This is a genomic window from Sphingomonas epibiotica, assembly GCF_039615155.1.
Lineage (GTDB): Bacteria > Pseudomonadota > Alphaproteobacteria > Sphingomonadales > Sphingomonadaceae > Sphingomonas.
This window is the reverse complement of the sequence record NZ_JBDGHY010000006.1, coordinates 316,226-340,747: the sequence shown is the minus strand read 5'-3', so window position 1 is coordinate 340,747 and position 24,522 is coordinate 316,226. Positions and strand designations below refer to the sequence as shown.

Genomic DNA, 24,522 nt, shown 5'->3' with positions numbered 1-24,522 from the left:
CGCCGCCCCGGCGCGTGGCGAGGAACGCGTCAAGATGACGCGCCTGCGCCAGACGATCGCCCGCCGCCTGAAGGAAGCGCAGGACAATGCCGCGCTGCTCACCACCTTCAACGACGTCGACATGACGGCGGTGATCGAGGCGCGCGCCAAGTACAAGGACCTGTTCGAGAAGAAGCACGGCGTCCGCCTCGGCTTCATGGGCTTCTTCGTGAAGGCCGCGACAATGGCGCTGAAGGACATTCCGGCGGTCAACGCGCAGATCCAGGGCGATGAGATCGTCTACCACGACTATGCCGACATCTCGGTCGCGGTCAGCGCGCCGCAGGGTCTGGTCGTCCCGGTCATCCGCGACGCCGACAAGCTGTCGGTCGCGGGCGTCGAAAAGACGATCGGAGACTTCGGCAAGCGCGCCAAGGACGGCACGCTGAAGATGGACGAGATGAAGGGCGGTACCTTCACCATCTCGAATGGCGGCGTGTTCGGATCGCTGATGTCGACCCCGATCATCAACCCGCCGCAGTCTGCGGTGCTGGGCCTGCACCGCATCGAGGAACGCCCGGTCGTCCGTAACGGACAGGTCGTGGTGCGCCCGATGATGTATCTGGCGCTTAGCTACGACCATCGCCTGATCGACGGTCGCGAGGCGGTGACCTTCCTCGTCGCGCTGAAGAACGCGATCGAGGACCCGACCCGCCTGCTGATCGACCTTTAAGGGCGAACGCGAAACCGATGGGCATGGTGATCTATCTGCGTCGAGCCGGCGATGCCGACATCGACCGGCTGGTCGCCGACCCATCGGTGTTCGAGGATTTCCTGTTCGAGGAAGGCGTCGAGAATCTCGACTTCCTCGACCTTGGCGAAGCGTGGCACGCGGTCCATTATCTGTTGACCGGGTCGGCCGACGATATCGGACACACGCTTGGCATCATCATCGCCGCGCTGCCCGAATTGGGCGCCGATGAGAATGGCGAGGGCGGGATCGGTCTGATCGCGCCGTCGCTGATGCAGGCGTTCGCCGACGCGCTCGACAAGATCGATGACGCCACGCTGGCGGGCCGTTTCGACCCCCGTGCGATGGCGAAGGCCGATGTCTATATGGCGGACACCTTCGGCAGTGCCGACGCGCTTGATTATGTGATGCAGGGGATACCGGCCCTGCGACAATTTGCGGCACAATGCCGCCGTACCGGCGACGGCGCGATCCGCGTGATCGCCCACAACGACTAGGACGGGATAGAGACTATGGCTGAATATGACTTCGACGTCCTCGTAATCGGTGCCGGCCCCGGCGGCTATGTCGCGGCGATCCGCGCCGCGCAGCTGGGGCTGAAGACGGCCTGTGCCGAGGGTCGCGAGACGCTGGGCGGTACCTGCCTGAACGTCGGGTGCATCCCGTCCAAGGCGCTGCTGCACGCCTCCGAACTGTACGAGGAAGCGACCGGCGGCCATCTCGCCAAGTTCGGCGTCGAGATCCAGGGCGCGTCGCTCAACCTCGACCAGATGCATGCCGAAAAGAAGAAGGCGGTCGGCGAGCTGACCGGCGGCATCGAATATCTGTTCAAGAAGAACAAGGTCGAATGGCTCAAGGGCTATGCGTCGTTCGAGAACGACCATAGCGTCAAGGTCGGCGATCGCACCGTCACCGCGCGCGATATCGTTATCGCCACCGGTTCGTCGGTTACCCCGCTGCCGGGCGTGCCGGTCGACAATGACGCGGCGATCATCGTCGATTCGACCGGTGCGCTGGCGCTACCCAAGGTGCCCGAACATCTGGTCGTGATCGGCGGCGGCGTGATCGGCCTCGAACTCGGCAGCGTGTGGCGTCGTCTGGGCGCCAAGGTCACCGTGGTCGAATATGCCGACCAGATCCTGCCGGGCTTCGATGGCGAGGTCCGCAAGGAATCGGCCAAGCTGTTCAAGAAGCAGGGCTTCGACCTCAAAACGTCGACCAAGGTCACCGGCGCGTCGGTCGATGGCGCGACCGCTACGCTGACGCTCGAACCCGCGGCGGGTGGCGAGGCGACGACACTGACCGCCGATGCGGTGCTGGTGTCGATCGGTCGCCGTGCGAACACCGAACATCTCGCGCTCGACAAGGCCGGGCTGTCGGTCAACCAGCGCGGACAGGTCGATATCGACGACGAATTCCGTACCAAGGTCGACGGCATCTGGGCGATCGGCGACGTGGTGCATGGGCCGATGCTGGCGCACAAGGCGGAGGACGAGGGCGTTGCGGTTGCCGAGTTCATCGCCGGCCAGACCGGCATCGTGAACCACGACGTCATCCCGAGCGTGGTCTACACCATGCCCGAAATCGCGGGCGTCGGCCTGACCGAGGAAGCCGCCAAGGAAAAGGGCGAGGTGAAGGTCGGCAAGTTCCCGTTCGCCGCCAACAGCCGCGCCAAGACCAATCGCGACACCGACGGTTTCGTGAAGGTAATTGCCGACGCAAAGACGGATCGCGTCGTCGGCGTGTGGATCGTATCGAGCCTTGCCGGCACGATGATCGCGCAGGCGGCACAGGCGATGGAATTCGGCGCGACCAGCGAGGACATTGCGTACACCTGCCACGCACATCCGACCCATGCCGAGGCGCTGAAGGAAGCGGCGATGGCGGTGCAGGGCAAGCCGATCCACATCTGACCGAGTCCGCGAACGCGACATAGGGGGCGGGGCATGGCGACATGCTCCGCCCTTTTGCTGTTGGCCTTCCGGCCAATGATATCTCGGGCCCAATCGTCCTGAGTAGTCGTTGAGCTTGTCGAAATGGCGTATCGAAGGACCGCCGAAGGTGCTTCGATACGGGTCTTCGACTTCGCTCAGCCCCTACTCAGCACGAACGGTTGGGGTTCACCCATCGCGCCCCCCAGACATGCTTAGGCAATTGTAAAAGCTTCCCTCCTAGCCTGCCCGTCACGAATCAGAAGGGTGGCGGGCGTGAACGCATTCGGACGGCGGAGCGGCATAAGCGGGGCGGGCGGCGGCAGGCCGTCCTTCGGGGTGGCGCGGCCGATGCAGGGATCGGGGCCGGCGCGGGCCGCCGATCTCGACCTCGCCTCGCAATTCCCGCCGCTGACCCAGTTGCCGCTGTCGGGCGACGATTTCGCGCCGATGCCCGGCGAACAGGCGGGCAGCCTGCCGCAGGGGGTGGGCGACGCGATGCAGCGGCTCGCCGATCGGCAGGCGCTGTCGGGCGAGGCGGGCAACAGCCGTGTCGAGGGGTTCGAATCGTCGATCCACCGTATCAAGGAACAGGTACTGCCGCGCCTGCTCGAACGCGTCGATCCCGAAGCCGCCGCGACGCTCAGCAAGGACGAACTGGCCGAGGAATTCCGGCCGATCGTGGGCGAGGTGCTGGCCGAATTGAAGCTGACGCTGAACCGGCGCGAGCAGTTCGCGCTGGAAAAGGTGCTGGTCGACGAGTTGCTGGGCCTCGGGCCGCTCGAGGAATTGCTGGCGGATCCGGCGGTCAGCGACATCATGGTTAACGGCCCGGAACAGACCTTCGTCGAGCGCAAGGGCAAGCTGGAACTGGCCAATATCGCGTTTCGCGACGAGGAGCATCTGTTCCAGATCGCACAGCGCATCTGCAATTCGGTCGGGCGTCGCGTCGATCAGACCACGCCGCTGGCCGACGCCCGGCTGAAGGACGGCAGCCGCGTCAACGTGATCGTGCCGCCGCTCAGCCTGAAGGGCACCGCGATCTCGATCCGCAAATTCTCGGCGAAGCCGATCACCATCGACATGATGGCCGGGTTCGGATCGATGAGCAAGGAAATGGCCACCGCGCTGAAGGTCGCGGGCGCCAGCCGCTTCAACATCGTCATCTCCGGCGGCACGGGTTCGGGCAAGACCACCATGCTCAACGCGCTGTCGAAGATGATCGACCCCGGCGAGCGCGTGCTGACCATCGAGGATGCCGCCGAACTGCGCCTGCAACAGCCGCACTGGCTGCCGCTCGAAACCCGCCCGCCCAATCTGGAAGGGCAAGGCGAGGTCACCATCCGCGATCTGGTCAAGAACGCGCTGCGTATGCGCCCGGACCGGATCATCCTCGGCGAAATTCGCGGCAGCGAGTGTTTCGATCTGCTCGCGGCGATGAATACCGGCCATGACGGATCGATGGCGACGCTCCACGCCAACTCCCCGCGCGAATGCCTCGCGCGCATGGAGAACATGGTGATGATGTCGGACATCAAGGTGCCGAAGGAAGCGATCAGCCGCCAGATCGCCGATTCGGTCGATCTGGTCGTGCAGGTGAAGCGCCTGCGCGACGGTTCGCGCCGCGTCACCAACATCACCGAAGTGATCGGGATGGAAGGTCCGGTGATCGTCACCCAGGAACTGTTCAAGTTCGAATATCTGGACGAAAGCGCCGACGGCAAGATCATCGGCGAGTATCGGTCGATGGGGATGCGCCCCTATACGCTCGACAAGGCACGGCAATATGGCTTCGACCAGGCGTTGCTGGAGGCGTGCCTGTAGCGCCGGTCAAACGCGCGCCCTACATCCGGGTGGTGCTGTTTCGCCTGATCCTCGCGCTGCTGCTCTGCGCGCCCGCCGCTGCCCATGCGCAGGGCACGCTGTCCGCCGATGCCGAGGCGCGCTGGGTGCCGTTCACCCTCACCGCCGCCAACCATCTGCGCTTCGCGATGACGATCGACGGCGTCGCGGCGCAGGCGCTGCTCGACACCGGGCTGAACCATAGCGCGGTCAGTCGGGAGTTCGCCCGGCGGGCGAAACTGACCATCGATACGAAGGACGCCGCCGCCGGGGTCGCGCTGGGCGGGTCGATCCGTGTCGACTGGGCAGCGACCAAAGCGGTGGCATTCGGCGCGCTCAGCCGCAGCGGCGGGCGGGTGGCGGTGATCGACCTGCCGAAACTGCTCGCCAGCGCCTCCGGCGATGCCGACATATTGGTGGGAACCGACCTGATCGGCCCGCACGCGCTCGACATCGATTTCGCCAATCGCCGTTTCCGGCTGCTGCCGAGCGGGCGGATGCCGTTCACCGGCACCCGCGTGCCGATGTCGCTGCAGTCGGATAGCGGCCTCTACCTGACGCAGGCGACGCTTGGCCGGACCCGCATCCGCCCGTTGCTGGTCGATACCGGCGACGGCGGGGCGCTCAGCATCGCGCGCAGCCAGTGGCGGGCGGCAGCGATCAAAGGCGCGCGCGTCACGTCGACCATCGCCTATGGCGCGGGCGGGGTGGTCGATGCCGGGCTGACCGTGACCGACGCCGTGGCGCTGGGTGGGCTAAGGACCGGTCCGATCGAACTCAGGATCGAAGCGGACGGCGGCTTCGCCAAACAGGTCCGAGTCGCCGGGCGGATCGGCACCGGCCTGCTGCTGCGCTACCGCGTGCTGCTCGATCCGGGGTCCGGACAGATGCTGCTCTCGCCCAATCCCGCCGCCCCGCCCGCCCCGCTCAAATCGACCAGCGGGCTGCTGCTCGGCTATGACCGGGCGCGGCTGCGCGTGCTGCACGTCATGGCCGGCAGCCCGGCCGCCAAGGCGGGGTGGAAGGCCGACGAACTGATCTGTCAGGTCGATGGACAGGCGGTGGCGCTGACCCCCGATGGCGGTGTCGATGTCCGCTGGGGCACCGATGCGCCTGGCCGCGTCGTGCGGCTGACCCTGTGCGATGGCGCGACAAGGACGCTGACACTGGCGCAATTTTACTGAACGCGCGGCGTTGCGCCGTTACCCGGCGCCGCCGCTCTGGCGACCAGATATGCCTGGATCGCCGCCATCTCCTGCCGGGTCAGGCTCGACAGACGCTTGCGGGCCTCCTGCGCCATATCGCCGGCGGGCTGGCCGTTGCGGTTGATGCCGGTCGTGAGCAGGTGTGCGAACTCGCCCGGCGTATAGGCGGCGGCGATCGACAGGTCCGGCGGATCGCCCGGACGCGGATCGCGTGGGCCCGACAGCTCCGGTCCGTGGCATTCGGCACAGGCGATCGTCGCCAGATAGCGTCCCTGCCGGAACCGGTCGTCCAGCACGACCGGCTGGCGCGCCTTCAGCTGTTCGGCCTGCGCCGCCGAGTCCTGAAACCCATGCTCCATCGCCACCGCGAACATCGGGCCGCGTCGGATCGGTGGATGGTCGGTCCCGCTCGGCGGGACGGTGCGCAACCATGCGATCAGGTCGCGCAGGTCATCGCCCGATAGCTGGCGTTGCGCGAACGTCGGCATGAACCAGAGCGCACTGCCATCCGGCCGTCGTCCGCTGCGCAGCACCTGTTCGATCTGCCGATCGGACCAGCGCGGCAGGATGCGCGACAGGTTGCTGCTCCAGGCAAGGGCGAATTGCGGGTCTTCCTCGAACAAATGGCCGTCGAGCTTCGCGCCATGGCAACTGGTACAGCCCATAACCGTCGCCAGCCGATGGCCATGGTCGATATCGGCCGATCGCCGTGTCGTCCCGCACCCGGCCAGCAGCAACAGCGCGTCAACCATTCCCCATGATCGCATGACGTCCCCCCGACGCATCCTGTCGGGGACAGGATAGCAGCTTTGCGACCGGCCGGAAATCGTGCCCTATTTTTGCGCCAGCGCCATCGCGACGCTGAACACCATTAGCAACACCGCCAGCAGTTGCAGCAGCGTCCATGGTACCCACCCGACCCGATCGGGATCGCGCCTGCGGCTGCGGCGGCGTTCGGCCAGTACCGAACCGGCGAAGAGCATCGCCGCGCCCGTCGCAATAGTCCATAACATCATCATCCTATCGTCCACCCAGCGCCCCTTTCGGAGAATCGCCATGCGTCGAACCGCCCTGTTGCTGCCAGCGTTAAGTGTCGCGCTGCTCGCCCTGACCCCGGCCCCGGCGCAGGCGCCCAAAGGGCCGATCGCCGCTGCCATCGCCTCGCCGCTGCGCGATCCGGCGAATACGCCCCGCGACCGTTATCGCCACCCGGCCGAGACGCTGGCGTTCTTCGGGGTGAAGCCGACTGATACGGTGGTCGAGATCTGGCCGGGCAATGGCTGGTACAGCGAAATCCTCGCCCCGATGCTGCGCGAAAAGGGGCGCTATGTCGCCGCCGGTCCGCTGCCGCGCACGGCCGAGATCCTGACGAAGCTGCAGACCCGCGACGCGACCGCGTTCGGCAAGGCACAGGCCGTCGCCTTCCCGACCGATGCCGGGCAGGCCGGCGTGCCCGACGGCGTGGCGGACAAGGTGCTGACCTTCCGCAACGTTCATAACTGGCGCTTCGGCGGGGCGGATCAGGCGCAGGCGGCGTTCAATGCGATGTTCCGGATGTTGAAGCCGGGCGGCGTGCTGGGTGTGGTCGAACACCGGCTGCCGGAAGGTCGCGATGCCGCCGCCGAGGAAAAGTCGGGCTATATGAAGGAAAGCTCGGTCATCGCCTTTGCGACCAAGGCTGGGTTCAAGCTGGCAGGCAAGTCGAACGTCAACGCCAACCCGAAGGACACCGCCGACTGGCCGCAGGGGGTGTGGACTCTGCCGCCGACCTATCGGCTGAAGGATGTCGACCGCGCGAAATATGCGGCGATCGGCGAGAGCGACCGGATGACGCTGCGCTTCGTCAAGCCGAAGTGAAAGGGGGCGGTACCACGCCGCCCCCACGAGTATCGCAGTCGAGGAGGAGTGCATCCCGCAGCGCCTCCTTGACGGACGCTCCTCGACTTCGCGCCAGGCTGCTCGAACCGAACGGGACAGGGTTCAGCTTCGAACGACCCCGGTTTCGCGGAACGGCCGCGGCTCCTTCGGCGGAACCGTCCCTTCGTTCAGTCGGCATTGCCAGAAGCCGACATCGATCCAGCGGCCCTGTTTGAAGCCGACCTCGCGGTACACGCCCGCGCGGCGGAAGCCGACCGCTTCGTGGAGCGTGATCGACGCGTCGTTGGGGAGCGACAGCACGCCGATCGCCTGGGTAAAGCCTTGCGCGCGCAGCGTGTCAATCAGCGCCTCGTAGAGCAGCCGCCCCGTCCCCTTTTGCTGCGCGCTGCCGGCCATGTAGATCGAGGTTTCGACGACATAGCGATAGGCGGGTCGTTCGCGGAATTTCGTCGCATAGGCATAGCCAAGCACGGCGTCGCCATCCGCCTCGCCCGTCGTCGCGACCAGCCACGGATAGAAGCCGTCGCTCGCGGCCATGCGGTGGCGGATTGCGCGGGTGTCCGGCGCCTCGGTTTCGAACGACACCGTGCCGCCCAGCACATAGGGGGCGTAGATCGCGGCGATCGCGGCCGCGTCTTCGGGCCGGGCGGCACGGATCGCAATCATGCGAATAGCCGTGCGACGATCAGGTCGAACAGCGACGCATCGTCGGCCGACGGGGTGACCGGCCCCAACCCGGCACATTCGAGGCAGCGCGCCTGCACGCCGGTCCGCGCGGTCAGCATCCGCCGGGCATCGCCCAGCGCCTGCGCCATCAGCGCGCGCTGTTCGATCGCGGCGGCGCCGAGTAGGTCGGTGGCGGCGTCGGTCGTCTCGCCCTTCTCGCGATCGGCAAAGCCCTTCATCAGTTTTTCGAAGGCGCTGGGTTCGCGGTCGAGATAGACGGCGCGCGCCTTGGCGGGGTCGAGCTTCGCCCGGCGCGCGGCCTCGGCGACGGCATCGCCCAGATTGCCGAAGCGGTCGACCAGCCCCAGTTGGCGCGCGGTGCCGCCGTCCCACACCCGGCCCTGCCCGATCTGATCGACACGCTGCGGCGTCAGCTTGCGCGAGGTGGCGACGAGGCCGGTGAAGCGGCGATAGATATCCTCGACATTGCCCTGCATGATCGCGTCGAACGCCGGGCTGGTACCGCGCATCACGTCGGGCTGGCCGCTCAAGGGGGTGGTGGCGACACCGTCGGCAGTGACGCCGATCTTGGCGAGGGTGTTTTCGAAGGTTGGGATGACGCCGAACACGCCGATCGATCCGGTGATGGTATTGGGTTCGGCGAAGATCACGTCACCCGGCGTCGACACCCAATAGCCACCCGATGCGGCGAGGCCGCCCATCGAGACGACGACCGGGATCTTCGACACTTGCTTGGCCTGCAGGATCGCCTGCCGGATACGTTCGGAGGCGAGCACCGACCCGCCCGGCGAATCGACGCGGACGACCAGCGCCTTCAGATCCTTGGTGGCGAGCCCATCGAGCAGCAGCTTGGCGACGGTGTCGCCGCCCGCCGTCCCCGCCTTCGCCTCTCCATCGACAATCGTGCCGGCGACGGTGATGACGCCGACCGCATCGCCGCCGGTCGGGACCGGGTTCCCCGCCAGCCAGTTGTCGTACTTGATCGTGCGGAAGCTGCCGGCGCCCTTGCCCTTGTCCTCGCCCGCCAGTGCGGCGACGCGGTTGCCGAAGGCGATGCGGTCGCCGAGCTGGTCGACAAGGCCGCCGCGCAGATTGGCCTGCGCGATATCGCCGCCCGCCGCCTGCACCGTTTCCGCCGGGCGGGTCAGGAAGGCGTCGATTTGCGCCTTGGGCCGCGCCTTATGCACCGCCGCGCGCCATTGGTCGAAGATCGCGCCGTACAGCGCCTGATTGGCGGCACGCGCCGGTTCGGACTGGTCGGCGCGGGTAAACGGTTCGACAGCGGACTTAAATTGCCCGACGCGGTAGACATGCGCATTGACGCCGAGCTTGTCGATCAGCCCCTTGTAATAGGGCTGCGAGCCACCGGGGCCGCGGAACAGCGTGCCGCCGAAGGGATTTTCCCAGACCTCGCTGGCGTTCGACGCGATGCGATAGCCGCCATCGGTGTAGAGCGTGGCATAAGCGAGCACCGGCTTGCCAGACGCGCGCACCCGCGCGACCGCGTCGCCGACCTCGGCCAGCGCGGACGGATAGCCGCCCGCGAACTTGTCGAGGTCGAGCACCACGACCTTGACCCGCGAATCGCCCTTTGCCGCATCGAGTGCGCGGACGACGTCGCGCAGGCGCAATTGCTGTGCCACCGGCTGGCCGCTGAGCAACGCGACCGGATCGGCCTCGGCCGGTTGCTCGACGATCGATCCCGACAGGTCGAGCAGCAGCGCGCCGTCGGTCACCCGCGTATTGGGGCGGCTCGACAGGGCCGCGAACAGACCGCCGAAGAACAGCAGCATCAGGATCAGGACCAATGCGTCCTTGATCCCGACCAGCAGCTTCCACGCACCCCGGACCAGTTTCACGGCAATTCCTTCATTTATCGTCTAGCGATAAATAGCTTGATGGTCGGGGGAGTAAAGCAGAGTCCGCATCTTCCCCCGAACGAACGACGGCCCCGCACGCGAGCTGCGTACGGGGCCGCGGGATGGCTCGGATGCGGCGCGTCAGACGCGCATCGGCATCAGCACGTAGAGCGCGGGCGACGCGTCGTTCTCGCGGATCAGCGTCGGGGCAGCCGCGTCCGAGAGATGGACCTCGCACAGATCGCTGTCGATCTGGCCGAGAATGTCGAGCAGATAGCGGCTGTTAAAGCCGATCTCGAACGGGAGCGCGGCATATTCGCCGGGCACTTCCTCCGCCGCCGCGCCGTTTTCGGGGCTGGTGACGGACAGGGTGATCTTGTCGCGGTCGAGCGCCATCTTGACCGCGCGGGTCTTTTCGGTGGCGATGGTCGACACGCGATCGACGCCGGCCATGAAGCTTTTCGGGTCGAGCTTCAGTAGCTTGTCATTCGCGGTCGGGATAACGCGCGAATAATCGGGGAAGGTGCCGTCGATCAGCTTGCTGGTCAGGATCGCCTGTCCGAGGTCGAAGCGGATCTTGCTGCCCGACAGCGATACGCCGACCGAACCGTCGACCTCGTCCAAAAGCTTGCGCAGTTCGGCGACGCATTTGCGCGGTACGATGACGTCGGGCATCTTCTCCGCGCCCTCGGGCCGGTCGACGGTCATGCGGGCGAGGCGATGGCCGTCGGTCGCGGCGGCCTTCAGCACCGGCTTGCCGTCATTTTCGGCGACGTGCAGGAAGATGCCGTTCAGATAATAGCGCGTCTCCTCGGTCGAGATCGCGAAACGGGTCTTGTCGATGATCGCCTTCAGCGTGGTCGCGGGCAGTTCGAATTGCGTCGGCAGTTCGCCCTCGGCAATCACCGGAAAATCGTCGCGCGGCAGCGTGGCGAGGCTGAAGCGCGCGCGCCCGGCCACCACGGTCAGCCGCCCTTCGGCCGCCGACAACTGCACTTGCGCGCCCTCGGGCAGCTTGCGGGCGATGTCGAACAGCGTGTGCGCCGACACGGTGATAGCGCCTGCCTGATCGATCGCCGCCGCGATCGTCTCGTCGATCTGAAGATCGAGGTCGGTCGCCATCAGGCGCAGCGTCGATTCGCCCGCTTCGATCAGGACGTTCGACAGGATGGGGATGGTATTGCGCCGCTCGACCACGGACTGGACGTGGCTGAGGCCCTTCAACAGGGTCGCGCGTTCGATCGTCGCCTTCATGATGTTCCCCTGCGCGGATGCGCTCGCACTCGGGCCGGCGGATTCGGTGCCGACCCCTTAGAAAACCGAGCAGGGTGTCTAGCGCAAAGAAGGGCCGGAGCAAACTGCTCCGACCCTCCTCGCGCAACTTGGTTACCGAGATGTAAACAAGTGGGTTCAGAAGCGGATGCCGACGCCCGCGACGACCTGATGCCGGTCGGTGTCGATGTCGAACTGCGACGTGGTGCTGCCGTCGCGGAACTGCAAATCGGCGTTGTTGTAGTTCGAATAACGATATTCAAGCTTGGCATAGGCGCGCGAGCCGATCGCCTGTTCGACACCGGCGCCCAGCCGATAGCCGTTCAGTTCAAAATTCTCGCGGCTGTCGACGGTGCCGTCGCTGGCCAGCACGTTGAGCCGGGCGTTGGTGTAGCCGCCCTTCACATAGGCGAGCGTGGTCGGCGCGACGAGCAGGCCGGCACGGGCGCCGACATAGAGGTCGCGGCCGGTCGAGACGCTGCCGAAGCCGAAGAAGTTCGGATCGGTGCGCGCGGTCTCCACCTTGCCGGTCGATCCGGTATATTCACCCTCGACACCGATCAGGAAGTTGCTGAGCGCGAAGTCGTAGCCGGCATCGACGCCGTAGAGCAGGCCGTTGACGGTCTGGTCGTCGCCATCGAGGTCGGTATCCTGGGTGCTGCCCGGACGGATACCGTCATAACCGGCAAGCGCGCCGACGCGGAAACCGGTAAAGGCCGGGTTGACGTCCTGCGCCATGGCGGGCGCGGCGGAAAGGGCAGTGCCGGCAGCGGCAAGACCGAGGATGAGGGTACGCATAGTCGAAACTCCATTGTCACCGCCCATATGGGCGCCGGGGTTCAATGGACGCATTCGCCGGGCGTTGCATGAACCTCACCTAAACAGCGAAAACCGTTGCAATCGCGCAACACGGGCTTGAAAGCAGGACCATGACGACCCATCCCCACGCCGCCCGCAAGGGACGCGACTTCATCGCCCGCCACGGCGAGACCGTGTACAATATCGCGCAGCGGATGCAGGGCGATCACCCGCACACCCCGCTGACCCGCAAGGGCTTCGCACAGGCCGATGCGATGGGCGCGGCGTTGCGCGAACTGCTGGGGGCGAAACCGAAGCTGACGCTATGGGCGTCGAGCGCGGGCCGCGCGCTCCAGACGCTGGCGATCATCGCCGAGCATCTCGAACTCGATTGGCACGCCGCGCGGCGCGACGACCGGCTGGTCGAGATCGGCATGGGCGAATGGTCGGGGCGCTATTATCACGAACTGGTCGGGGCGGACGCCGACTTCCTCGATGTCGAGGCGCGGCTGTACCGCCGCCCGGCGCCCGGCGGCGAATGGTATGACGCGATTGCGGCGCGGGTCGGCGCCTGGGCGAGTGATACCGACGCCGATCCCGGCGATCGGCTGGTCATCATGCACGGCATGTCCAGCCGGGTGCTGCGCGGCGTGCTGACCGGCGTGGACGTGCTGCCGCAATTCGACGCGCCGGTCGCGCCCGACCTGCCGCAGGGATCGATCGCGCTGATCGAGGGCGGGCGCGAGACGATCGCGCATCTGGGCAGTGGCGGACCGTCGATGGCGGCGCCGGCTTGATCGCGTTGCTGCTGGCGGTGGCGGCACCGCAGGCGATCGGCATCCACCAGCGCTGGGGCGCGTTTCGAGATGAGGCGCCGACGCGCTGCTATGCGATCAGCCGTCCGGTGCGCGGGAAGACCGGCGCGCCCTTCGCCAGTATCGGCAACTGGCCGGCGGCCGGCGCGCGGGGGCAGGTCCATGTCCGGCTGAGCCGGCCGCGCAGCGACCGGGCGCAGGTGGTGCTGGCGATCGGCGAGCGGCGGTTCGAACTGAAGGCCGGGCGGGTCGACGCGTGGAGTCCCGACGCCGCCACCGACCGTGCGATCGTCGCAGCGATGCGTGGTGGGCGGTCGATGAGCATCGAAAGCGTCGCCGAGAGCGGCGCGCCGTTCGTCGACGTCTATGCGCTGGCGGGGGCGGCGACGGCGATCGATGCGGCGGCTTTGGGGTGTTTATAAGAAGCGGCGGACATCCGTTCGTGCTGAGTAGGGACTGAGCGAAGTCGAGGATGATGGGGTCGGATCGTCCCCCGGACGATCCTGAACCATGCGGGGCATGGTTCACCGCATCATTATCGAAGTACACGCCCCAAACGGTCCTTCGATACGCCATTTCGACAAGCTCAACGGCTACTCAGAACAAACGGACAGTGGCCGGTAGATCGGCGAGTGGAAATCCCACCTGAAATCGGCTATATCCCGCCGATGCTGACAGTCTCGTCGCCCCCCATGCCGATTCCCGGCCATGTCGATCCCGTGCCCGTTCCGCGGCCGCTGGCGCCGCGTCCCGATGGCCGCACCGATCTGGTCGGGCTGTCCAAGCCGGAAATCCGTGCCGCGCTCGAAGCCGCCGGGTTCGATGCCAGACAGGCGAAGCTGCGTGCCAAGCAGATCTGGCACTGGATCTACAATCGCGGCGCGACCGAATTTTCGGCTATGACCGACATCGCCAAGGCGCAGCATCCGACGCTCGACAAGCACTTCGTCATCGGCCGCCCCAATGTGAAGGAAGCGCAGGTCTCGACCGACGGCACGCGCAAATGGCTGCTGACCTCGCCCGACGGGCAGGATTACGAGATGGTGTTCATCCCCGACGCCGATCGGGGGACGCTGTGCGTGTCGAGCCAGGTCGGCTGCACGCTCAACTGCACCTTCTGCCACACCGGCACGATGCGGCTGGTGCGCAACCTGACGCCGGGCGAGATCGTCGGGCAGGTGATGCTGGCGCGCGACGCGCTGGGTGAATGGCCGAGCCAGCCCGAGGGGCGGATGCTGACCAACATCGTGATGATGGGCATGGGCGAGCCGCTCTATAACTTCGATGCGGTGCGCGATGCTCTGAGCGTCGTGATGGACGGCGACGGCCTTGCCCTCAGCAAGCGGCGGATCACACTCAGCACGTCGGGCGTGGTACCGATGATGGCGCGCGCCGGTGAGGAAATCGGCGTGAACCTCGCCGTGTCGCTGCACGCGGTGACCAAGGAAGTGCGCGACGAGATCGTGCCGCTCAACCGCAAATACGGCATCGAGGAATTGTTGCAGGCATGCGCCGACTATCCCGGCGCCAACAATGCCCGGCGCATCACCTTCGAATATGTGATGCTGAAGGACAAGAACGACAGCGACGACGATGCGCGCGAACTGGTGCGGCTGTTGCGCAAGTACCAGCTGCCGGCAAAGGTGAACCTGATCCCGTTCAATCCATGGCCGGGCGCGCCGTACGAATGCTCGACGCCCGACCGCATCCGCGCGTTCAGCGACATCGTGTTCGAAGGCGGCATCTCCGCCCCCGTCCGCCGGACGCGCGGGCAGGATATCGGCGCGGCGTGCGGACAGCTGAAGACCGCGGCCGAAAAGAAGAGCCGCGCGGAACGCGACCGCGAGGCGGCGGAAGCGGCGGCGATCTGAACGATGCGGCCCGGCGGCGATGTGCCGCCGGGCCGCATATCGTCAACCGCGGTGCTTCAGCGCGGCGTCGACCGACGCGGCGAAATGATCGCCGGGCCGCGCCTTGCAGCTTGCCACCACCATCGGCCGGATCGTTTCGACACCCGCGACGGTGACGGTCGGATGCGGCTTGCCCTTCGGACCGTAATTGGCGGCATAGCGGATCGCTTCCGGCTTGAACGATTCGTCGAGCATGTTGAAGTCGCGACAGCTGACGGTTTCGAGGTTCCTGCCGCTCTTGATGACGGCGACGGTCCGTTCGGTGCCGGCATGACCTGGAAGCTGCGCCGCTTCGGTTACCCATGGCTTCTTCGCCGGCTGGGTAGCGAGGGCGGCCCCGCCGCTCAGAACGCCAAGGGTGCCGACGATCGCAAAAACCAGTTTCTTCATGATGTCATCTCCTCTTTGCCAGAGGCCGATGAATCGCGCGAACCGATGGGTTGTTTCGCCTCCGATCCGAATATGACGGACGTTTAATCGCACGACGCGCCGTCCTTCCGTACGGAATGAAATGGCGGTAATGTGTGTCGGATCGGGTGGCCCCTCGACAGTCCCGGGCCGATAGTATCTAGCCCGCCCGATGCTCGATACCTCCTCCCTGTTGCTCGCGGCCGGTGCCGGTGTGGTCGGCGGCGCGATGAACGCGCTGGCCGGTGGCGGCACGTTCGCGACGATGCCGGCGCTGATCGCGCTGGGGCTGCCCGGATCGATCGCCAATGCGACATCGAACGTGGCGTTGCAGCCGGGCGCAATCGCCAGCGCCTGGGCCTATCGCAAAGGACTGGGGCCGCTGGGGGGGCTGCCGATCCGGTTGCTGGCCGCCATCACCTTCGTCTCGGGACTGGTCGGCAGCCTGTTGCTGGTATGGACGCCCAGCGACCTGTTCGACGTCATCGTGCCGTGGTTGCTGCTGGTCGCCTTCCTCGCCATCGCCCTCGGCAAACGGGCGGCGGTATGGTTGCACGACCGGGTGACGATCGGGCCGGCGACGCTGGTCGTCGCGCAGGCGCTGCTCGGCGTCTATGGCGGCTATTTCGGGGGTGGCGTGGGCATGATGGTCACCGCGACCTATGGCCTGCTGGCCGGGACCGATCCCAAATCAATGGCGGCGCCGCGCACGCTGATGCTGGCCACCGCCAACAGCGCGGCGGCGATCGTGTTCATCGTGGGGGGCATGGTCGCATGGGCGGCCTGCATCCCCATGCTGCTGGGCGGGATATTTGGCGGCTGGCTGGGCGCGAAACTGGGGGTCAGGCTGACATCCGGACAGGTGCGGGCGTGGACGTTGCTGGTGACGTTCAGCGTGACGGTGGCGTTTTTCGTCCGCGCGTACGGATAGCGCTCGTCCGCGGGACGCCCCCTCCACCATGCTGCGCATGGTCCCCCTCCCCGTCCCGGGGAAGATTATTTTGGCCGGCGCAGGTCGAAGCGTTCGCCCGGTTCGAAATAATCCCCCGCCCCGCCGCCGCGCAGGATCGGATGGGCGCGTTCGGTGCGGTAGATGCCGTCCTCCAGCAAGGCGGGGTCGATATGGACCTGCACCACTTCGCCGAGCACCAGCCACGTATCGATTTCGCCGCCGGCATGATCGGTCAGGCGGACGATCTGGGTCGATCGGCATTCGAACTGGACCGGCGATCCCGCAACGCGCGGCGGAGCGACGGTCGTCGACGCAAGCGTGTCGAGCCCGGCGAGCATGAACTCGTCGGCGTCGGTCGTCGCCGACGTCGCGTTCATCGCATCGGCCTGCGCCCGGGTCGCTAGGTTCCAGACGAACTCGCCCGTCGCGCGGACATTGGCGAGCGTGTCCTTGGCCCCGGTCGAGGCGAAGCCGATGATCGGCGGGCGATAGTTGAAGGCGTTGAAGAAACTGTAGGGCGCGAGATTGCGTTTCCCTTCCGCCGACATGCTGGCGATCCAGCCGATCGGGCGCGGCGCGATGATCGCGTTGAACGGATCGTGCGGCAGGCGATGGCCCGCGGCCGGCGCATAGGAGTGAAATTCGGTCATGCCCGCCCCCAACGCACGATCCGCACCATCGACGCAAGCACCCTTCGCACGCGCCCTGATTCGGCCTAGACCAAAAGCATGACGCCTTCGATCCATCGCCACCGACTGGCCACGCGCCTGTGGCATTGGGTCAATGCGGTCGCGATCATCATCCTGATCGGCAGCGGGCTGATGATCCTGAACGCGCATCCCCGGCTCTATTGGGGGCGCTATGGCGCGAATTTCGACCATGCGTGGTTGACCTTCGACCGGTTTCCGGGATGGGTGACGATCCCGCAAAATTACAATCTGGCGCTGGCGCGCAACTGGCATCTGAGCTTTGCCCTGGTGCTGGGTTTTGGGCTGCTGGCCTATATGGTCGCGAGCCTGCTCAACCGGCATTTTCAACGCGATCTGCGCATCCGACGGCGCGAATTGTCGCGGGCGCATCTGATCGCCGATATTCGCGCGCATCTGGCGTTCCGCTTCCATGATCCCGAGGCGCCGGGCGACTACAACGTGCTGCAGAAACTCAGCTATGTGCTGGTGATCTTCGGGCTGCTGCCGCTGGTGATCCTGACCGGGATCGCGATGTCGCCGGGGCTGAACGCGGCGTTTCCATGGGTGCTGGAGGTGCTCGGCGGACGGCAGTCGGCGCGCTCGATCCATTTCCTCGCCGCCAGCGGCATCACCCTGTTCGTCATCGTCCATCTGGTGCTGGTGATCCTTGCGGGCGCGGTGAACGAGGTGCGGTCGATGATCACCGGGCGCTGGCGGGTGCCCGAATGAGCCGGCTGCTCTCCCGCCGGTCGGCGCTGGTGGTCGGGGCCGGCGGGTTGGTCGCGGCGTGCGACCGGGTGGCGCAACTGCCGGCGGCGCAACAGCTATCGGGCGGGGCGGAGGTCGCGCATCGCGGGTTGCAGCGGGCGATTACCGCGCGTGATGCGCTGGCGGTCGAGTATCGGCCGGAACAGCGGTCGCCCATCTTTCGCGCCAACGGCACCAACAATCCCAACACGCCGGACTATAACGCGCACGCCGCGAACCGCTTCGCCGACTGGCGGGTAAGCGTCGACGGGTTGGTGACGCGCCCGCTGTCGCTGCGGCTCGACCAGATCCGGTCGATGCCGTCGCGTCAGCAGATTACGCGGCATGACTGCGTCGAGGGGTGGAGCGCGATCGGGAAGTGGACCGGGCCGCGGCTGTCGCGCATTCTCGACCTCGCCGGGCTGCGGCCAGACGCGCGCTACCTCGTGTTCCACTGCGCCGATGCGATCGGCGGGCGGCCTTATTATGAATCAATCGACCTGATCGATGCCTTTCATCCGCAGACGATATTGGCATGGGCGCTCAACGACCGACTGCTCGGCGTGCCGAACGGCGCACCACTGCGGCTGCGGGTCGAGCGGCAACTGGGCTATAAGCACGCCAAATATGTCGAGCGGATCGAGGCGGTGGCGTCGTTGAACCCCATTGCCGGCGGCAAGGGCGGCTTTTGGGAGGATGTCGCCGGTTACGACTGGTATGCCGGCATCTGATCGACGCGGGTCCATGCCGCCGCCTTGCCGACCAGCCATGGCACCCGCCCCCCTGCCAGCAACGGCGCGCTGCCCCGCCGGTCCTCGGCCAGCGTCCTGAGCAGCCCCGCCAGCATGATCGGGCGGCGGAGCGCAGCGGCCAGATCGCGCTGATAGCCGATCGCGCCCGCCGCCCCCTGACGCTGCCACGCCGCGACCGCGCGGATCGCGCTGGCGATGGCGATGCCCATGCCTTCGCCGGCCAGCGACGGGATCACCCCCGCCTGATCGCCCAGCCGGTACACCCCCGCCCCGGTCGTGCGCGCGCGCCAGCCATAGGGCACGTTGGCGACCGCATCGATCGTCGGGGTTTCGGCCAGATATGCCAGCCGTTCGCCGAGCGCCGGACATTCGGTCGCCAGCACCTGCAACAAGCCCGAAAGATCGCCCGCCGCGCGCAACCGCGAGCGACGCAGCGCCATGCACAGATTGGCGCTGCCATCTTCCTGCAGTACCAGCCCGCCATAGCCACCGGCAAAGGCGTGGAGTTCGATCGCATCGCCGACCAGCCGGGTCAGCGCTGGATGTGCGGCGAGCCGGACCCGTACTCCCATCGCCGGATCGGCACCCGGATCGGCATCGCGCATTGCCCCGCGCAGGTCATGCTTGCCGGTGGCGAGAAACAGCGTCTCCCCGACAATATCCGCCCCGTCGCCGGTATGGAGCGTGCGCTCGTCGGCCGACCGGATCGTCACGCCGCGTTCGCCCCCCGCTCCCGCGGCCTGCGCCGCTGCCAACAATTGGGCATCGAGCCGCCGCCGCGACAGGCCGATTGCGGGCGCGGGCAGCGGTGAGTCGGATCGCCCGCCCCCGGCGAACAACACCACCCGGCGTACGACATGGCCCTCCACCTCGATCCCGATCTGCCGGAGCGATGCCAGCGTCCGCCACGACAGGAATCCGCCGCACAGCGCATCAGGCGTGCCGCGCGATCGCTCCAGCAGCACCGGCCCGGCCCCGCCGCGCGCCAGCAGCAGCGCCGCGACCGCCCCGGCCGGGCCGCCGCCCGCGATCAGCGCCGACGTTCGACGCATAGCCGGAAGGGGAAGCGCCGCCGCACCTGCGCGTCCGCAATCCCCGCCTCGGCAAGGATCGGCGCCCATTCGTCGGGGCGATAGGAGCGCGCGATTGACAGCGTGCCATCCGCGCGGACAATCGGGTGCCAGCGCATCAGCGTAGCGAGCAGCGGATAGCCGCGATGCGCGAAGCGGTGGCGATGCAGGTCGTTGACGAACCAGCCGCGTGCCGCCTCCGCATCCATGAAACGCAGGAACGCGACCAGCTGCTCGTGGGTCATGTGGTGCGCGACAAGGCTGGAGACGATCACGTCCCAGCCCTGCCCCGCCAGATCGGCATAATCGCCGGTGCGATAGGTGATCGGCAGGTCCGATGGCGTATCGGCGCGGGCGATGGCTTCGCTGCGCGGGTTCAGGTCGATCCCGACCAGTTCCGCTTTCACCCCCTTGGCCGCAGCCCAGCGCGCGATCCGGCGCAGCATGTCGCCATCGCCATAACCGACATCGAGCAGCTTCAGCCGATCGCCCCGCCCGACGATCCCCGACAGAAAGGCGAGCGTGGGCCGCGCCGCCATCGTCACCCGATTGACCCGCGCCAGATCGCGCAGCACCGCCGCATAGATTGCCGGATCGAGCCCTGGATCGTCCATCGCCTCCTCGGCATGAACCCGCGCGAAGCTCATGAAGCGCTCCGGAAGCCGAACCCCTCGGCGGCAAGGCCGGGGCCGAAGGCGAGCGCGATGCCATTGGCGACCGGTGGACCGGCGAGCAGTTCGGCCAGGACGAACATCAGCGTCGCCGACGACATGTTGCCGTTCGCCGCCAGCACCCCGCGCGACGCGTTGAGCGCGTCCTGCGACAGCGACAGGCTGCGTTCGACCGCGTCGAGGATCGAACGTCCACCGGCATGGACCGCCCAGCCATCGACCTCGGCCAGCGATCGTCCGCCGGTCGCCGCCGCCGCGAAACCCGGATCGGTCAGCGCGGTGGCGATGCGCCCGGGCACTTCGCCCGACAGATGCATCGCGAAACCGGCGTCGGTAATGTCCCAGCGGATCAGATCGGCCGAATCGGGCAACGCCGCGGCAAACGGCGTCTCAATCGCGATACCGGCCGGGTCGGCAGTCACCAGCGCCGCCGCCGCGCCATCGCCGAATTGCAGCATCGCCAGCAATGGTTCGAGGGTGACCGCCGGTTGCAGATGCAGCGTCGACAGTTCGACGGTGATGACCAGCACCCGTGCACCGGGTTCGGAGCGGACGATATGGCGGGCGCTGCGCAGCGCGGCAACGGCGGCGTAGCAGCCCATGAAGCCAATCAGCAGCCGCTCGGTCGCAGATGGCAGGCCAAGCCGCGCGGCAATGATCTGATCGATGCCCGGCGCGACGAAGCCGGTGCAGCTTGCGACGACGACATGGGTGACGTTCCCCAGCGGATGCTGCGCAGCAAGCCGATCGATCGCCGACATCGCCAGGGTCGGGGCGGCATCCGCATAGACGGTCATGCGGGCGGCGGTGCCCGGCATCGCATCGGCATAGAAACCGCCCGGCGCGACCGGCGATCCACCATCGACGCCCGGTGGCAGCACCGACCAGCGCCGGCCGATCCCGGCGCGCTCGACCATCCGGTCGAACAGCCGTGCCTCCCGCAACGGCAGTCGCGCGCGCGCCCAGTCGATAAAGGCGTGATGAATGTCGTGGGCAGGCGTCGCGGTGGCGACCGCGTTGAGCCAGGCGACGGGCGCTACGGGAGAGGTCATTGCGGCTTCAACGCACTGGGGCCGCAAATGGCTACGAAATCAGTCCTTCCACGCCCACCAAAGCTGGGCCGGCGGCACGTTCCACCATTCCATGTCGTGATCGATCCGCGCGAATTGCCGGTCGAGGAAATCACGGACCCGCGGGTTGAATTGATAGACGAGAAATGCCCCACCCGGCCGCAACACCGCCTGCGTCGCGGCGGCAATATCGTCCCCCACGCCGGCGGGGAGCGTCGAAAAAGGCAGGCCCGACAGCACGTAATCCGCGTGCGGCTGACCATGATCGGCGACGATCCGTTCGACATCGGCCGCCGATCCATGGACCGCCGAAAAGCGCGAATCGAGGATCGTGGCGTTCAGATAGTCGATGAAATCGGGGTTGGTATCGATGACGATCAACTGCGCATCGGGGGCGAGGCGTTCGAGGATCGGGCGGCAGAAGGTGCCGACGCCCGGACCATATTCGACCACCACCTTGGCCGTGGCCCAGTCGATCGGGGCCAGCATCTTACGGATCAGGCGGTTCGACGACGGGATGACCGACCCGACCATGACCGGATGCTTCACGAACCCACGGAGGAAAATGCCGGCCGGCGATGGTACGCCGCGCGGCTTCCGTCGGGTCGCGGCGTTGGAAGTCGTCGTCATGGAAATCCTCGAACGGATGGCCGGGCGGCCATGGTCATCGCGTCGTCGCAAAAGCGAAACGAACTTGCAAGCATATCGGTTTCGCTTCGGCGTTTCGGTCCGCCGCACGTCGTTCCATTTCGATGCCGCTCCGCCACCGGCGGGGCGGCATCGCTAACGTGCTATCCCTTCGGTCCGCGTCCCTCGACCATGCCCGGCGCGATGAAGCCAAGCGGCTGGATGGACAGGGCATCCTGCTTCAGCCGCGACGACATGGCGCGATATTCCTCCTCCATCTCGGGCGTGACCGATGCACGCGATTCCCCCAGCGCCGCCTCGAAATGCGCCATCGTCACCGCGCGCGTGTCGAGCGAGTCGCGCAGCGCAAACAGGCCGGCACGGCGCACCACATCCTCCAGATCGGCACCGGTGAAGCGTTCGGTGCGCCCGGCGATGACGTCGAGATCGACGTCATCGGCCAGCGGCATCTTCTGCGTCTGGATGCCGAGAATGCGTGCACGTCCCGCCCGGTCGGGCACGCCGACATAGATCAGCTCGTCGAAGCGGCCGGGACGCAGCAGCGCCGGGTCGACCATGTTCGGCCGGTTGGTCGCGCCGATCACGACGACCGACTGCAATTCCTCCAGCCCGTCCATCTCCGCCAGAATGGTGTTCACGACTCGCTCGGTCACCTGCGGCTCACCAAGGCCACCGCCGCGCGCGGGGACCAGCGAATCGAGTTCGTCGATGAAGATGACGGTCGGCGCGACCTGTCGGGCGCGCGCGAACAGGCGGGTGATCTGCTGCTCGCTCTCGCCATACCATTTGGACAGCAGGTCGCTCGATTTGGTGGCGATGAAATTCGCCTCGGCCTCACGCGCGACTGCCTTCGCCAACAGCGTCTTGCCGGTGCCGGGCGGGCCATAGAGCAGGAACCCCTTGGCCGGACGAATGCCCAGCCGCCGGAAGGATTCGGGCGACTTGAGCGGCAGCTCGACCCCTTCCTTCAGCTTGACCTGCGCATCATCGAGGCCGCCGACATCGTCCCAGCGGACGGTCGGCGCCTGCACCATCACCTCGCGCATCGCGCTCGGCTGCACGCGCTTGAGCGCCTCGACGAAATCATCGCGGGTCACCGACAGGCTGTCGAGCACGTCCTGCGGGATCGTGCCTGCCGACAGGTCGATGCGCGGCATGATCCGCCGCACCGAATCGATCGCCGCCTCGCGGGTCAGCGCCGCCAGGTCGGCGCCGACGAAACCATAGGTCGTGCGGGACAATTCGCTCAGATCGACATGCTCGTCGAGCGGCATGCCGCGGGTGTGGATGCCAAGGATTTCGCGCCGCCCGCGCTCGTCAGGTACGCCGACTACGATCTCGCGGTCGAACCGGCCGGGCCGGCGCAGCGCCTCGTCGATCGCTTCGGGCCGGTTGGTCGCGGCGATGACGACGATGTTGGCGCGTGACTCAAGCCCGTCCATCAGCGTCAGCAGCTGTGCGACCAGCCGCTTCTCCGCCTCGCCCGATACCTGCCCGCGCTTGGGCGCGATCGAATCGATCTCGTCGATGAACACGATCGACGGCGATGCCTTGGTCGCTTCCTCGAACACCTCGCGCAACCGCTTTTCGGACTCGCCATAGGCCGATCCCATGATCTCGGGACCGTTGATCAGGAAGAATTCAGCATCGGATTCGTTGGCGACCGCGCGCGCAAGCCGCGTCTTGCCGGTGCCGGGCGGCCCGTGCAGCAACACCCCCTTGGGCGGATCGACGCCCAGACGCTGGAACAGTTCGGGATAGCGAAGCGGGAGTTCGACCATCTCGCGCAGCTGGTCGATCGTCTGGCCCATGCCGCCGATATCGTCATAGGTGACGTCGGCGCGGCGCGTCTCGCGCGGCTCCTCATATTCCGAGCGCAGCTCGATCTCGGTCGATTCGTCGATATGGACGACGCCCTTGGGCGTCGCCGAGACGACGGCGAGGCGAATCTCCTGCAGCGAGAAGGCGGGTGCGTTCACATAGCGGCGGACATTGGGCGACAGATTGTCGACGCGCTGGTGGCCGGTGGTCGCGACGATATCGCCCTGGCACACGGGCCGCCCGAAAAAGGTGCGCTTGAGCGCGTTCGACGATCCCTGCAGCCGCAGATTCTGCTGCGCCGGCGCAAAGACGACGCGCGTGGCCGGGCGCGATTCGGCCTTGCGGACCTCGACCTGGTCACCTGATCCGACGCCGGCATTGGCACGCTGCAACCCGTCGATGCGGACGATGTCGAGGCCCTCGTCCTCGGGGTAAGGCGCGATGGCGCGCGCGGGCGTCGTCTTCTTGCCGACGATCTCGACCACGTCGCCCTCGTTGATGCCGAGCAGCGCCATGACCGAGCGGGGGAGATGGGCGATGCCGCGCCCGCTATCCTCGGGCCGCGCATTCGCCACCTGCAACCGCCGTCCGCCTGTTTCGCTGTCCGCCATGCACTATCCCGTCCTGCTGGAACGATTTGAACAGCGGAGATAGGCGGCAGGTTGCCCGCAACAAGGCGAAAAAAAAGGCCGATCGCAAAGGACCGGCCGGAAAGTTTTTAGGAGAGGATGCCTGAAAGGCCTGCTCTATGTGCAGTGCGGGATGGT

The 24,522-nt window shown here is 66.9% G+C and carries 25 protein-coding genes; 12 read left to right on the top strand and 13 right to left on the bottom strand.

Going from position 1 to position 24,522, the window contains the following annotated elements; translation table 11 throughout:
• The 5 genes from sucB to AAIO73_RS14255 form a co-directional block, all read left to right on the top strand.
• The coding region (sucB, locus tag AAIO73_RS14275; protein WP_345878861.1) for a dihydrolipoyllysine-residue succinyltransferase at window positions 1–712 on the top strand (712 nt) is incomplete at its 5' end.
• 23 nt (window positions 713–735) lie between these two features.
• Window positions 736–1,227, top strand: a complete 492-nt coding sequence (locus tag AAIO73_RS14270) for a DUF1877 family protein (RefSeq protein WP_345878860.1) — start codon at window positions 736–738, stop codon at window positions 1,225–1,227.
• A 15-nt stretch (window positions 1,228–1,242) separates the two neighbouring features.
• Window positions 1,243–2,643 (top strand): dihydrolipoyl dehydrogenase, encoded by a 1,401-nt coding sequence (gene lpdA / locus AAIO73_RS14265; RefSeq protein WP_345878859.1) that lies wholly within the window; start codon window positions 1,243–1,245, stop codon window positions 2,641–2,643.
• A 294-nt stretch (window positions 2,644–2,937) separates the two neighbouring features.
• Entirely contained in the window at window positions 2,938–4,485 is a 1,548-nt protein-coding gene (locus AAIO73_RS14260; RefSeq protein WP_345878858.1) for a TadA family conjugal transfer-associated ATPase, read from the top strand.
• Window positions 4,476–5,687: an aspartyl protease family protein gene (locus AAIO73_RS14255; RefSeq protein ID WP_345878857.1), complete on the top strand. Its 1,212-nt coding sequence runs from the start codon at window positions 4,476–4,478 to the stop codon at window positions 5,685–5,687. Before AAIO73_RS14260 ends, AAIO73_RS14255 begins: the two co-directional genes overlap by 10 nt.
• On the opposite strand, the gene AAIO73_RS14250 is transcribed toward AAIO73_RS14255, so the two are convergent.
• Window positions 5,681–6,460 (bottom strand): c-type cytochrome, encoded by a 780-nt coding sequence (locus AAIO73_RS14250; RefSeq protein WP_345878856.1) that lies wholly within the window; start codon window positions 6,458–6,460, stop codon window positions 5,681–5,683. The two genes, AAIO73_RS14255 and AAIO73_RS14250, sit on opposite strands and share 7 nt — an antisense overlap.
• 81 nt (window positions 6,461–6,541) lie before the next feature.
• Window positions 6,542–6,739 carry a hypothetical protein gene (locus AAIO73_RS14245; protein ID WP_345878855.1) on the bottom strand — a complete coding sequence of 66 codons (198 nt, stop codon included), beginning with the start codon at window positions 6,737–6,739 and terminating at the stop codon, window positions 6,542–6,544.
• Window positions 6,740–6,764: 25 nt separating this feature from the next.
• Here AAIO73_RS14245 and AAIO73_RS14240 point away from each other — a divergent pair, with 25 nt between their 5' ends.
• Window positions 6,765–7,565, top strand: coding sequence for a class I SAM-dependent methyltransferase (locus AAIO73_RS14240; protein WP_345878854.1), 801 nt, complete (start codon window positions 6,765–6,767; stop codon window positions 7,563–7,565).
• Between the two features lie 123 nt (window positions 7,566–7,688).
• On the opposite strand, the gene AAIO73_RS14235 is transcribed toward AAIO73_RS14240, so the two are convergent.
• The 4 genes from AAIO73_RS14235 to AAIO73_RS14220 all read right to left on the bottom strand — a co-directional run bounded on the left by AAIO73_RS14235 (window position 7,689) and on the right by AAIO73_RS14220 (window position 12,202).
• Window positions 7,689–8,252, bottom strand: a complete 564-nt coding sequence (locus AAIO73_RS14235; RefSeq protein WP_242120888.1) for a GNAT family N-acetyltransferase — start codon at window positions 8,250–8,252, stop codon at window positions 7,689–7,691.
• Complete coding sequence (gene sppA, locus AAIO73_RS14230) at window positions 8,249–10,132, bottom strand: signal peptide peptidase SppA (RefSeq protein WP_345878853.1); 1,884 nt, start codon at window positions 10,130–10,132, stop codon at window positions 8,249–8,251. The genes AAIO73_RS14235 and sppA overlap by 4 nt, the downstream gene beginning before the upstream one ends.
• A gap of 141 nt (window positions 10,133–10,273) precedes the next feature.
• Window positions 10,274–11,386 (bottom strand): DNA polymerase III subunit beta, encoded by a 1,113-nt coding sequence (dnaN, locus tag AAIO73_RS14225; RefSeq protein WP_242120892.1) that lies wholly within the window; start codon window positions 11,384–11,386, stop codon window positions 10,274–10,276.
• Window positions 11,387–11,542: 156 nt separating this feature from the next.
• Complete coding sequence (locus tag AAIO73_RS14220) at window positions 11,543–12,202, bottom strand: outer membrane protein (RefSeq protein ID WP_345878852.1); 660 nt, start codon at window positions 12,200–12,202, stop codon at window positions 11,543–11,545.
• Window positions 12,203–12,333: 131 nt separating this feature from the next.
• Here AAIO73_RS14220 and AAIO73_RS14215 point away from each other — a divergent pair, with 131 nt between their 5' ends.
• From AAIO73_RS14215 to rlmN, 3 genes are all read left to right on the top strand, one after another.
• Window positions 12,334–12,999, top strand: coding sequence for a histidine phosphatase family protein (locus AAIO73_RS14215; RefSeq protein ID WP_345878851.1), 666 nt, complete (start codon window positions 12,334–12,336; stop codon window positions 12,997–12,999).
• Window positions 12,996–13,439 (top strand): hypothetical protein, encoded by a 444-nt coding sequence (locus AAIO73_RS14210; protein ID WP_345878850.1) that lies wholly within the window; start codon window positions 12,996–12,998, stop codon window positions 13,437–13,439. Before AAIO73_RS14215 ends, AAIO73_RS14210 begins: the two co-directional genes overlap by 4 nt.
• A gap of 270 nt (window positions 13,440–13,709) precedes the next feature.
• Complete coding sequence (rlmN, locus tag AAIO73_RS14205; RefSeq protein WP_526023809.1) at window positions 13,710–14,888, top strand: dual-specificity RNA methyltransferase RlmN; 1,179 nt, start codon at window positions 13,710–13,712, stop codon at window positions 14,886–14,888.
• A 42-nt stretch (window positions 14,889–14,930) separates the two neighbouring features.
• Here rlmN and AAIO73_RS14200 read toward each other — a convergent pair whose 3' ends face one another.
• Entirely contained in the window at window positions 14,931–15,317 is a 387-nt protein-coding gene (locus AAIO73_RS14200; protein WP_345878848.1) for an HdeA/HdeB family chaperone, read from the bottom strand.
• Window positions 15,318–15,507: 190 nt separating this feature from the next.
• Between AAIO73_RS14200 and AAIO73_RS14195 the strand changes: the two genes are divergently transcribed.
• Window positions 15,508–16,266, top strand: coding sequence for a sulfite exporter TauE/SafE family protein (locus tag AAIO73_RS14195; protein WP_345878847.1), 759 nt, complete (start codon window positions 15,508–15,510; stop codon window positions 16,264–16,266).
• 65 nt (window positions 16,267–16,331) lie between these two features.
• Here AAIO73_RS14195 and AAIO73_RS14190 read toward each other — a convergent pair whose 3' ends face one another.
• Window positions 16,332–16,937: a flavin reductase family protein gene (locus AAIO73_RS14190; protein ID WP_345878846.1), complete on the bottom strand. Its 606-nt coding sequence runs from the start codon at window positions 16,935–16,937 to the stop codon at window positions 16,332–16,334.
• 78 nt (window positions 16,938–17,015) lie between these two features.
• Here AAIO73_RS14190 and AAIO73_RS14185 point away from each other — a divergent pair, with 78 nt between their 5' ends.
• Window positions 17,016–17,705, top strand: a complete 690-nt coding sequence (locus AAIO73_RS14185; protein WP_345878845.1) for a cytochrome b/b6 domain-containing protein — start codon at window positions 17,016–17,018, stop codon at window positions 17,703–17,705.
• On the top strand, window positions 17,702–18,454 hold the full coding sequence (locus AAIO73_RS14180; protein ID WP_345878844.1) for a molybdopterin-dependent oxidoreductase: 753 nt from the start codon (window positions 17,702–17,704) through the stop codon (window positions 18,452–18,454). The genes AAIO73_RS14185 and AAIO73_RS14180 overlap by 4 nt, the downstream gene beginning before the upstream one ends.
• Here AAIO73_RS14180 and AAIO73_RS14175 read toward each other — a convergent pair.
• The 5 genes from AAIO73_RS14175 to AAIO73_RS14155 all read right to left on the bottom strand — a co-directional run bounded on the left by AAIO73_RS14175 (window position 18,430) and on the right by AAIO73_RS14155 (window position 24,366).
• On the bottom strand, window positions 18,430–19,527 hold the full coding sequence (locus tag AAIO73_RS14175) for an NAD(P)/FAD-dependent oxidoreductase (protein ID WP_345878843.1): 1,098 nt from the start codon (window positions 19,525–19,527) through the stop codon (window positions 18,430–18,432). The two genes, AAIO73_RS14180 and AAIO73_RS14175, sit on opposite strands and share 25 nt — an antisense overlap.
• Window positions 19,506–20,192: a methyltransferase domain-containing protein gene (locus AAIO73_RS14170; protein ID WP_345878842.1), complete on the bottom strand. Its 687-nt coding sequence runs from the start codon at window positions 20,190–20,192 to the stop codon at window positions 19,506–19,508. Before AAIO73_RS14170 ends, AAIO73_RS14175 begins: the two co-directional genes overlap by 22 nt.
• Window positions 20,189–21,268, bottom strand: coding sequence for a type III polyketide synthase (locus tag AAIO73_RS14165; protein WP_345878841.1), 1,080 nt, complete (start codon window positions 21,266–21,268; stop codon window positions 20,189–20,191). Before AAIO73_RS14165 ends, AAIO73_RS14170 begins: the two co-directional genes overlap by 4 nt.
• 39 nt (window positions 21,269–21,307) lie before the next feature.
• Window positions 21,308–21,916 carry a class I SAM-dependent methyltransferase gene (locus AAIO73_RS14160; protein ID WP_242120916.1) on the bottom strand — a complete coding sequence of 203 codons (609 nt, stop codon included), beginning with the start codon at window positions 21,914–21,916 and terminating at the stop codon, window positions 21,308–21,310.
• Window positions 21,917–22,077: 161 nt separating this feature from the next.
• A complete protein-coding gene (locus AAIO73_RS14155; RefSeq protein ID WP_345878840.1) occupies window positions 22,078–24,366 on the bottom strand; it encodes a CDC48 family AAA ATPase in 2,289 nt (762 codons plus the stop codon).
• Window positions 24,367–24,522: the final 156 nt, after the last annotated feature.